Source organism: Hoeflea sp. BAL378 (assembly GCF_000759435.1).
Taxonomy (GTDB): domain Bacteria; phylum Pseudomonadota; class Alphaproteobacteria; order Rhizobiales; family Rhizobiaceae; genus Hoeflea.
The window spans coordinates 1-10,053 of sequence record NZ_JRJG01000055.1; the positions used below are offsets into that span (position 1 = coordinate 1).

General features: G+C 61.9%; 8 protein-coding genes. 7 read left to right on the forward strand and 1 reads right to left on the reverse strand.

Going from position 1 to position 10,053, the window contains the following annotated elements:
* The first annotated feature begins 182 nt into the window (after window positions 1–182).
* Window positions 183–785: an ATP-dependent Clp protease proteolytic subunit gene (locus tag LL06_RS13535; RefSeq protein ID WP_280114114.1), complete on the forward strand. Its 603-nt coding sequence runs from the start codon at window positions 183–185 to the stop codon at window positions 783–785.
* A 145-nt stretch (window positions 786–930) separates the two neighbouring features.
* On the opposite strand, the gene rsgA is transcribed toward LL06_RS13535, so the two are convergent.
* Entirely contained in the window at window positions 931–2,010 is a 1,080-nt protein-coding gene (gene rsgA, locus LL06_RS13540) for a ribosome small subunit-dependent GTPase A (RefSeq protein ID WP_035527674.1), read from the reverse strand.
* A 183-nt stretch (window positions 2,011–2,193) separates the two neighbouring features.
* Between rsgA and LL06_RS13545 the strand changes: the two genes are divergently transcribed.
* The 6 genes from LL06_RS13545 to LL06_RS13575 form a co-directional block, all read left to right on the forward strand.
* Window positions 2,194–2,697 carry a GNAT family N-acetyltransferase gene (locus LL06_RS13545; RefSeq protein WP_035527677.1) on the forward strand — a complete coding sequence of 168 codons (504 nt, stop codon included), beginning with the start codon at window positions 2,194–2,196 and terminating at the stop codon, window positions 2,695–2,697.
* Window positions 2,698–2,823: 126 nt separating this feature from the next.
* The gene (locus LL06_RS13550) at window positions 2,824–3,921 is read left to right on the forward strand and encodes a hypothetical protein (protein ID WP_035527680.1); all 1,098 of its coding nucleotides are present in this window, start codon (window positions 2,824–2,826) and stop codon (window positions 3,919–3,921) included.
* Window positions 3,922–4,530: 609 nt separating this feature from the next.
* Complete coding sequence (locus LL06_RS26870; RefSeq protein ID WP_161784978.1) at window positions 4,531–6,459, forward strand: AAA family ATPase; 1,929 nt, start codon at window positions 4,531–4,533, stop codon at window positions 6,457–6,459.
* 347 nt (window positions 6,460–6,806) lie between these two features.
* Window positions 6,807–8,513 (forward strand): 2-isopropylmalate synthase, encoded by a 1,707-nt coding sequence (gene leuA, locus LL06_RS13565; RefSeq protein ID WP_035527688.1) that lies wholly within the window; start codon window positions 6,807–6,809, stop codon window positions 8,511–8,513.
* A gap of 68 nt (window positions 8,514–8,581) precedes the next feature.
* Entirely contained in the window at window positions 8,582–9,379 is a 798-nt protein-coding gene (locus LL06_RS13570; RefSeq protein ID WP_152599604.1) for an alpha/beta fold hydrolase, read from the forward strand.
* A gap of 102 nt (window positions 9,380–9,481) precedes the next feature.
* Window positions 9,482–10,053, forward strand: a 572-nt coding sequence (locus LL06_RS13575; protein ID WP_035527692.1) for a hypothetical protein, incomplete at its 3' end; no start/stop codon positions are given.

Consider the following 10,053-nt stretch of genomic DNA (forward strand, 5'->3'; position numbering starts at 1 on the left):
CCTCGCCCGGGCCGGCTTCCGCCTGACAGGCCTGGCCGATCGCGGGGCGACCCGCATGGGCCCGGCAGCAACGAATCGACATCCGGACGGCGCGGCGTGAAAACGTCGCGCCGTCCGGCTGTTTGGAGCCCGTTTCGGATTGCGCCATTGTTTCGCGGGCCGGATCGTACTATCTGGCAAGCATACGAACCACACGGAGATCCGCGATGAGCGACGAAGACGAAAAGACGACAGAACTGCCGCTGGGCAAGGAAGCGGAAGCCAACCTCTTCAAATCGCGCTCGATCTTCATCTATGGCGGCATCACCCAGGAACTGGCGCACAAAGTCTGCGCGCAGCTTGCGGCGCTGGCCGCCGCCAGCGACGACGACATCCGCATCTTCGTCAACTCGCCCGGCGGCCATGTCGAATCGGGCGATTCGATCCATGACATGATCGGCTTCATCAAGCCTAAGGTCTGGATCATCGGCACCGGCTGGGTCGCCTCCGCCGGCGCGCTGATCTATGTCTCGGTGCCCAAGGAGCAGCGCCTGTGCCTGCCCAACACCCGCTTCCTGCTGCACCAACCCTCGGGCGGCACCCGCGGCATGGTCTCCGACATCGAGATCCAGGCGCGCGAGATCATCAAGATGAACGCCCGGCTCAACGCCATCTTCGCCAAGGCCACCGGCCAGTCGATCGAGAAGATCGCCGCCGACACCGACCGCGACTACTGGCTGTCGGCCGAGGAGGCCAAGACCTATGGCCTGGTGGGCAAGATCATCACCAGCCAGAGCGAAATCTGAGCCGCGGCTTCGGCCTTGCTGCCAGCCCCCCGCGGGCGCGAATGAACCCACCCCCGAAAGTCCGACACCGACTTCGGGGGTTTTTCGTATCCGCCGCATGCCCGTGAGGCGCCGCATGCTCCCGTCAGGGGGGCGGGTGCGGGTCTCAGCGGTCCTTCTTCAGCTTCTTGACCTGCCGGACCATCTTGCCGAAGGCCTTGTCCTTGGAGCGGCGCTCGGCGAGGCTTGCGGTGTTGTGCCGGTCCTCGGCGAGCAGCTTCTGCCAGCGCGCGAGCCGCGCCTCGTCGATGGCGCCGCTCTTGAGCGCCGCCTGCACGGCGCAGCCCGGCTCGCTCTGGTGGCCGCAGTCGTTGAAGCGGCACAAGGCCGCCAGTTCGTCGAGATCGGAAAACACCTCGGCCACGCCGGCTTCGGCGTCGGTCAGTTGCAGCTCGCGCACGCCGGGCGTGTCGAGCACGGCGCAGCCGTCGGGCAGGATGTGGAGCTGGCGGTGCGAGGTGGTGTGGCGGCCCTTGGCGTCATCCTCGCGGATGGCCTGGGTGGCCGCGGACTCCGTGCCTGAAAGAGCATTGGTGAGCGTCGACTTGCCGACGCCCGACGAGCCCAGGAACGCCACCGTCTGGCCCGGCTTGCACCAGGGCGCGAGCTTGGCCCGGGGCTCGTCGCTCTTGGCGTTGAGCGTCAGCACCGCGACATCCCGGGAGATCGCCTGGGCCTGCTCGATGTAGGCCGAGGGATCGGCGCAGAGATCGGACTTGGTGAGCAGGATCACCGGGGTGACGCCGGCGTCGAAGGCGAGCGCGATGTAGCGCTCCAGCCGGGCGACGTTGAAATCGAGATTGCAGGAGGTGACGACGAAGGCGGTGTCGAGATTGGCGGCGATCAACTGGATGGAGCGGTCGTGGCCCGCGGCGCGGCGCTTGATCAGGCTCTTGCGCTCGAGCAGGCGGCTGGCGCTCGGCAGGTCGCGGTCAAACAGCAGCCAGTCGCCCACGGTGGCGTCGGCGCGCGGCGGCACCATCACGTCGATGCCGTCGCCCAGCACCCGGAGCCCGCTGCGGTGCACTTCGGTCACCCTCACCGGCGGGGTGTCGGCCATCTCGTCGACGCTGATCTGCTGGGCGAAGAACGGCTGCCAGCCGAGCCGTTGCAGGACCGGGATCTCCCGCCCCGGGGTCGCCGCCGGGGCGAAGGCCGGCAGCAGGGCCGAAAAATCACGCGTCATCGCGGTGTGGCTTTCATGCTTGAACGTCCCAACTGTGTGCGCGGAGATCGGGTGATGCGGACGAGCCCCGGCGTGCTCTGTCCCGAAACGATGTTGAGGCCTATAGACTAGCATTCTCCGGGTCCGATCCGGAAACCGATTCTGCCCTGTGCGGCGATGTCGCAGAAAAATAGTGAGGCTTTGATGGTGATCCAGATCCCGACGCTCGAGACCGAACGGCTGCGGCTCAGGCCGCAGACCATGCAGGACTGGCCCGCCTATGCGAACCTGATGATGTCCGAGCGCGCGGTGCACATGCAGGGCCCGCACACGCTGGCCGACGCCTGGGGCCTGTTCTGCCACGACATGGCGCAATGGCCGCTTCTGGGCTGCGGCGCGCTGATGATCGACGACCGCGAGAGCGGGGAGTGCCTGGGCCAGGTCGGCATCAATTCCGGCCCGTTGTTTCCCGAGCACGAGCTCGGCTGGATGGTCTATCCGGGCTTCGAGGGCAAGGGCTACGCCTATGAGGCGGCGGTTGCGTTGCGCGACTGGGGGTACGGCGCGCGCGGGCTCACGACCATCGTCAGCCACATCGCGCCGGACAACCACCGCTCGCGCCGGCTGGCCGAACGGCTGGGCGCGGTGCTGGAACTCGATGCCGATCGTCCGGGCCCCGAGGTGCTGGTCTACCGGCATCCGCGCTAGCCGCCCGCGCCCCGGCGCGGATTGCGTGCCCGAGGGGGCAGCACGCCGGCGTCTTGACCTTTGTCAATGCCAGGACGGCTCCGTTCTTCCTACTATGCGGGCATTGCAAGCGGAGGACGGACGGGAATGCACACGCCAGTCAGGAATTTCGTCGCGGGCCTGCTGATGGCGGGCTGTCTGCTGATCGCCGCCGCGGCGGCGGGCTTGGCCCAGGACGTGACGTTCAGGACCTACAAGGATGTCGCGGGGTTTGCCTGCGAGTTTCCGTCGGACTGGACGTTCGAGCAGGCGCGCAATTTCGACCGGATCTTCACCGGCCCGGACGAGACCGCCCGCGACGCCACCATCATCATCCAGGTGATCGAGCAGGACAAGGCCGCGGAAAAGACCGCCGGCGGCCAGCTCGAGGCGCTGAGGGCGCAGCTCCTGAGGGCGCCCGACGGGCGCATCCTCGACCAGGGCGCGGCCCCGATCGCCGCCCAGCAGGCGCCCTATCTGATCGCCGCCTACACCGCGCTCGACACGGCGGGCGTCAAGCGCGCCTTCCGGCACATCCAGATGGTGGTGACCACGCCGCGCGCCTTCCTGCTGATGTCCTATTCCGCGCCCGACGAGAGCTTCGAGGAGACCCTGAAGGTGTTCCAGAACTGCTCGGCGACGCTCGAGATCGAGCCCGCCGCCGCTCCCGCTCCCGAAGCTGCCCCGCCCGCCGCCCAGGCCCCCGACACGCAGGGTCCCGCCGTCGTCGATCCGGGCAGCGAGGAGACACTGGTCTGGCGGCACAACGCCGATCGCGGCTTCTGGATCGCCGTGCCGTCGATCTGGTCGATGAAAACCGACGCGTCCGAGCCCTATTCGGTCGACATGCAGCATCCCGACCGGGTCGAGGGCGTGATCGTTTTCGTGGCCGCGCTCGACGACGACACCCCGGTCAAGGACTATGCCGACGCCTGGGAGCAGTTCGTGGCCGACAAGATCTTCTTCATGAAGGAGCGCCTGGCGGTGCCGGAGGTCGGCCATCCGGGCGTGGGCCTGCCCGGGACCCAGGCGATCCTGCGGCAGTACCAGGGCGAGATCAACGGCGCCACCGTGCGCAGCCTGTCTGCCTACGCGGTGCACGACAGGCACGGCTTCATCGTCGTCGGCTACCATTTCCTGGGCGACGCCAAGGGCGAACGCCGCATCCGCGCCGCGGTGGAGAGTTTTAGGTTGAGCGCGCCGTAAGGCGGCTGAAGAAGCGTAAAAATTTCCAGAGAAGACCCCCGCACAAGGGGGAGGGGCTCCGTGCGTCCGCATCCTGCCAATTGAACGGAACGCCCAGTACTGAAATCTCGATGGTGTGTAAACGAAGTGCGGCAGCGTTATGCCCCTTGCCCTTGGGGAGGGGGCTTTCCAAGAGCCTGAGAGCAACGGTATTGTGTGTCGAGTAATGATCAGGGAGGCGCCCATGTCCAATGGCAGGATGTCAGACTCCAAGGCCAGGTTCGCGGCGCTAGTCTATGCGGTAGCGTTGGGTGAGTTGATCTCCATAACCCGGCGCGGTAAACCGCCGTTGTTCTGGTCAGCGTTGAAGCCGCCATTGCGGCGTGGAAAGCCATGAGCAAGCCGAAAGCCTAGTTCGGAGAGTTCCTTATGTAGTTTCCCCGTGGGAGCGAGATTGAGCGTGATACGTCCATGATGCGGGTCGGCGATATTTTCTGAACAATGCAGTTTTATTGAGCTATATTATTGATAGAACTTGCATACCGATAGCGAATAGGAATCATAATGCGACTGAAATTTAGTCAACGTCATTTATCGATCGTTGCATTTCCTGATGTCACTTTGCCATCGATGACCATCATAATCGGAATAAATGGCAGCGGAAAAAGTCATCTCTTACAGGCAATTCAGGCTGGAAAGATCGGGAGCGATAGTGTTCTTGAAGCTGATCTGAAAGTGTCGCCGCATTCAAAAATATTCCTTCTATCTAGTGAAATATTAAATCCAAATCTTGAAAAGCCATACACTTATTCAAAAAAATATCAAAATCAAATAACAAATAAGAATATTGAATATATATCGTTTAGAAGTCATATATTGTCGCCGCTTTACATGGAAATTTGTGATTTATTAAACTTTGAAGATACAAATGATATAAACAGGGAGGAAATCTGGTCATTAGGGGTTGATTCTTTAATAGAGAAATTTGGATCCGAAGATAATATAATTGAAATTAGGAGAATTTTTGAACTGGCAGAACATAAATTATCAAATCCAGTGGATATGTCAAATTATCGTGATATAATAAATGCAGGTATACAAGGAGCAGGGCGCAAAGCGCAATCTTATGCAAATATTCATAATTTAAAAATGCTTGAACTATCTCCAGATCTATATGAAGAATTGCAAAAAGCAGAAATTAGGACAGAGCAGTTTTCAGTAGATTTATCTTCTATATTTGGTAAGTACAGAGATTTATTAATAGGAAATCGTTTGAAAATTTTGGATAAAATTCAAGGTGGGCACAGCGAAGCTCTAGGCGAGGAAGATTTTATTAAAACATTTGGGAAGCCGCCTTGGGAGCACTTGAGTGAGGCGCTTCAGTCGATGTCGCTTCCATACGAGATAGTGCCTCCTCCGATGAACGGTTTCGATGACTTCGACATCAAATTCAGAAGACTTGACAACAAAGAAGTAGTCCCGTTTTCCCATCTGTCTTCCGGTGAGAAGGTGTTGGTTCAACTCACGCTATCATCTTTGCGATTTGAAATAACAAATACATTTGTGAGACTTATACGCCCGAAAATATTGTTACTTGATGAAATGGACGCCTCTCTGCACCCAGAAATGGTGCACAGGTGGTTGCGCGCGATTAGGAGTAGCTTAGTGGAGGAGCAAGGTATCGAGTGCATCCTCACAACACATTCTCCTACGACCGTGGCACTGGCGCCGGAGGAGGCCCTTTATGAGTTAAGGGATGGCGCCTCCGGGCTTATCAAAATCTCGAAGCAAGAGGCGCTGAATAGGTTAACATTCGGAGTTCCAACACTGTCGATAAGCTTTTCTGGAAGGCGACAGGTATTTACAGAGAGCGACACAGACGCACAAACTTATGAAAGGGTCTATTCGCGGATAAAATCTAGACTCGACTGCTACCGTGAGTTGAATTTTTTGTCCACCGGCATGCGCGATAAGGATGGGGGGGAGATTAACAGCGGCTGCAAAGTCGTATCGAAAATTGTGAGAGGATTGGTCGATAATGGCAATCTGAGTGTCTTCGGTATTGTGGATTGGGATGGGAAGGCTAAGTCTCTTGGCCGAGTTAAGGTTCTTGCGGAAGATAAGAGGGACGGAATCGAGAATCTTCTGCTCGATCCATTGCTCGTATGCCTTTTGTTGATGAAAGACCGGAATGCTCCGGAGGAAGTACGCGATATCAGTAGTTTTGCAGGTGCGGCTAGCCTTTGCGCGGAGGACATTCAGCGCCTGGTTGATTCGGTCCAGAACGCCGTCGTTAAAAACAGAAATGGTAAGAAAGTTCGAGTTCGCTATCTTGGTGACCGATCCGCAGAGGTGTACGAACAGTACCTAGTTATGGACGATCATGATCTTGAAGCTGCGCTAAAGGAAAAAATTCCCGCCGTGCAGAAGCGAGCCAGCGGTGGGAGGGGAAAGCTGATAGAAAACATAGTTGAGCATGTTCTGTCCGAACACATCGAATTTTGTCCTATTGAGTTTAAGGAGATCTTTGAGGAGATCGCCAACTGCGTGGTCGAGTAGGCCAAGGGAAGTGGGAACAAGTTGATCAAATCTCTCCCCTTGCCAATCCACCCCACCCATTGTATCTAGCCCGCATGAGCCCGACCCCGCGCCCCTCCGAGACCGCCTTTGCCCGCTTCACTGCGGCGGTGGCTTCGCATGCGCTTCTTGGCGGCCTGCTTCTTCTCGCGCTTAGCGGCGATCGCCGGGCCCGTTGAGGAGCGTCCGGCGGTCGAACCGCCGCTGACGCGGATCCCGCTCCTCTCTCGACTTTACATTTTTTCCTGAATGCAACATGACGGCCTGAGGCCGGTTGACGTCGCCAGCGTGCGGCTCCCGGGGCCAGGGCCAGGAAACGAGAGACACCCATGACCGCACATACGTCATCCGGACCGAAGGGCATGCCGAACGCGGCCCAGAAATACCACGCCTATCCGCTGATCGACCTTCCCGATCGGACCTGGCCGTCCAAACGCATCGAGAAGGCGCCGATCTGGTGCTCGGTCGATTTGCGCGACGGCAACCAGTCGCTGATCAACCCGATGGGGCATGACCGCAAGGCGCGGATGTTCCAGCTTCTGCTCGATATGGGCTTCAAGGAAATCGAGATCGGCTTTCCCTCCGCCTCGCAGACCGATTTCGATTTCGCCCGCTGGTGCGTCGAACAGGGCGGGGTGCCCGAGGACGTGTCGCTGCAGGTGCTGGTGCAGTGCCGGCCGGAGCTGATCACCCGCACCTTCGAGGCGCTGGAAGGCGCGACGCGGCCGATCGTGCATTTCTACAACTCGACGTCGGAACTGCAGCGCCGCGTCGTGTTCGAGAAGGACGTGGCCGGCATCAAGCAGATCGCCGTCGACGCGGCCAAGATGATCAAGGAGATGGCGGAGAAGGCAGGTGGCGATTTCCGCTTCGAGTATTCGCCCGAGAGCTTCACCGGCACCGAGCTGGAAGTGGCGCTGGAGATCTCCAACGCGGTGATCGGGATCATTCAGCCCACGCCCGACAACAAGCTGATCCTCAACCTGCCGTCGACGGTGGAGATGGCCACGCCCAACATCTATGCCGACCAGATCGAATGGATGTGCCGGCACATCGACAACCGCGAGAACGTGCTCGTCTCGCTGCATCCGCACAACGACCGCGGCACCGGCATCGCCGCCACCGAGCTGGGGCTGATGGCGGGCGCCGACCGGGTCGAGGGCACGCTGTTCGGCAATGGCGAGCGCACCGGCAATGTCGACGTGGTGGCGCTCGCGCTCAACATGTTCACGCAAGGGGTGGACCCGCAGCTCGACTGCTCGGACATCGAGCGGATCAAGGCGGTCTATGAATATTCGAACGAGATGAAGATCCCCGAGCGGCATCCTTATGTCGGCGAGCTGGTCTACACGGCGTTTTCCGGCTCGCATCAGGACGCGATCAACAAGGGCATGAAGGCGATCCGCAAGGCCAACAAGCCGGACTGGGAAGTGCCCTACCTGCCGATCGACCCGCGCGATGTCGGCCGCTCCTACGAGGCGATCATCCGCATCAACTCGCAGTCGGGCAAGGGCGGCATCGCCTATATCCTCAAGGAGGATTACGGGCTCGACCTGCCGCGGGCGCTGCAGGTGGAGTTCCGCGAGGAGATCCAGCGCATCACCGACGAGGAGGGCGTGGAGCTTCCGCCCAAGCGGATCTACGAGAGCTTCATGGAGCTCTATGTCAGCCAGCCCGGCGCGCGGCTGGGCTATGTCGATCACCACACCCACACCGATCCCAACGCCAAGGGCGTGCGGGTGGTCTCGGCCGAGATCACCGACCGCGGCGAGGTCAAGCGCATCGAGGGCCGCGGCACCGGGCCGATCGACGGCTTCGTCAATGCGCTGTCGGCCTATCTCGGCATCGATCTGACGGTCGCCAACTATTCCGAGCACTCGCTGCAGCACGGCTCCAACGCGGCGGCGATCTGCTACATGCAGATGGAGACGCCGACGGGCAAGCTCTATGGCGCGGGCGTCAATACCAACATCGTCGCCGCCTCGCTCGAGGCCGTGGTGTCGGCGGCCAACCGGGCGCTGGCGGCTAAGGGCTGACAGGACTGAAACGACCGCCGCGCCTCACCGCGCGGCGGTCTGCCTTTGCGCACAGGGGAGAGAGCGCCGTGACCGGACTGCATATGGACATCTCTGGACCTGGGACCGGCGCGCCGCTGGTGCTGCTGCACGGCTTTGGCGGCGACGGCTCGGTCTGGGATGCGGTCAGGGCGCTGCTGCCCGATACGCTTCGTGTCATTACCATCGATCTGCCGGGCCATGGAGGCTCGCTCGAGGCCGAGGGCCGCGGCGGCGCGGGGCGGATGGCGAAGGCCATTCTCGCCGGGCTCGATCGCGCAGGCGTCGGCGAGGTCCATCTTGCCGGCCATTCGATGGGCGGGGCGGTGGCGGCGCTGATCGCGCTGCGCGCGCCCGACCGCGTCAGGTCGCTGACGCTGGTGGCGCCCGGCGGCATGGCGCCCGAGATCAATGCCGATCTCCTGGCGCGCTACGCGAAGGCCTCCACCGCGGCCGAGATCCGCGCCTGCCTCACCGAGATGGCCGGGCCGGGCTTTGCCGTGCCGCAACCCGTGATCGACCGCTTTGTCGCCGCCCGCGCCCGGCCCGGGGCGCTCGCGGCGCTGGACGAGACCTACAGGGCGATGTTCCCCGCCGGCCCCGCCGAAGGCCAGGGCGTGCTGCCGGGCGACCAGCTCGCAGCGCTTGCCATGCCGGTGGCGGTGATCTGGGGGACGGACGACGCCGTCCTGCCGTGCCCGAAGCCACCGGCGCTGCCCGCGTCCTTCGCCTTCAGCGTGCTGCCGGGACTGGGGCACATGCTGCCCGAGGAGGCGCCCGAGGCGATCGTCCGGGTGCTCGGCCATCAACTGGCGGAGGCGGGACGGGGCGGGGCCGGCCGCGCCTGACGCCGATCTTTACCACGTCCGCAATCAGCGCCCGCCCAATTGTCGCCATCAATGGCGGTCTGTGCTAAGAGATTGTTAACCAATTCTCGCCGGAACCGCGCCATGACCGACCATTCGAAGCCACGATCGACCGACCGCCGACTGGCGGATATTGTGCGTGAAGTCAAAATCGCCGCCGCCGACCGCACCGACGTGGTGGTCGACATCCGCGACGCCGATCGCGCCCGGCTCGAGCTGCTGGCGCAGGAAATCCGGCCGCTGCTCGACGACATCGATCCCGACGACGACCGCTTCGATTTCGGCATTTCGCCCGGGCTGCAGCCGCGGCTGTGGATCGATTCCGTGGCGCATGTGCATATGGGCCGCGACCGCAGGGTCTATCTGTTCGTCCGCGACACGCGGCTCGGCCGGGTGGTGATCTCCGACACCAGCGACATGGGCCGGACGGCGGATGCGATCGGGCGCTACATCGCCGAACGGGTGATCGAGCGCGAGCGGATCCTGGCGGGCGATTTCGAGGCGATGAAGGCCTCGGCGGCATTGCAGGGCGCGGCCATGGTCGAGGCGGACGCGGAAGCGAGCGAAACGGAGCATCCGCCGGCCGATGCGGCCAGGGCAGGCGGCGACGCGGCGGCGGTCGCGGCGACCTCTCCCGACACATGGACGGCGCCGGC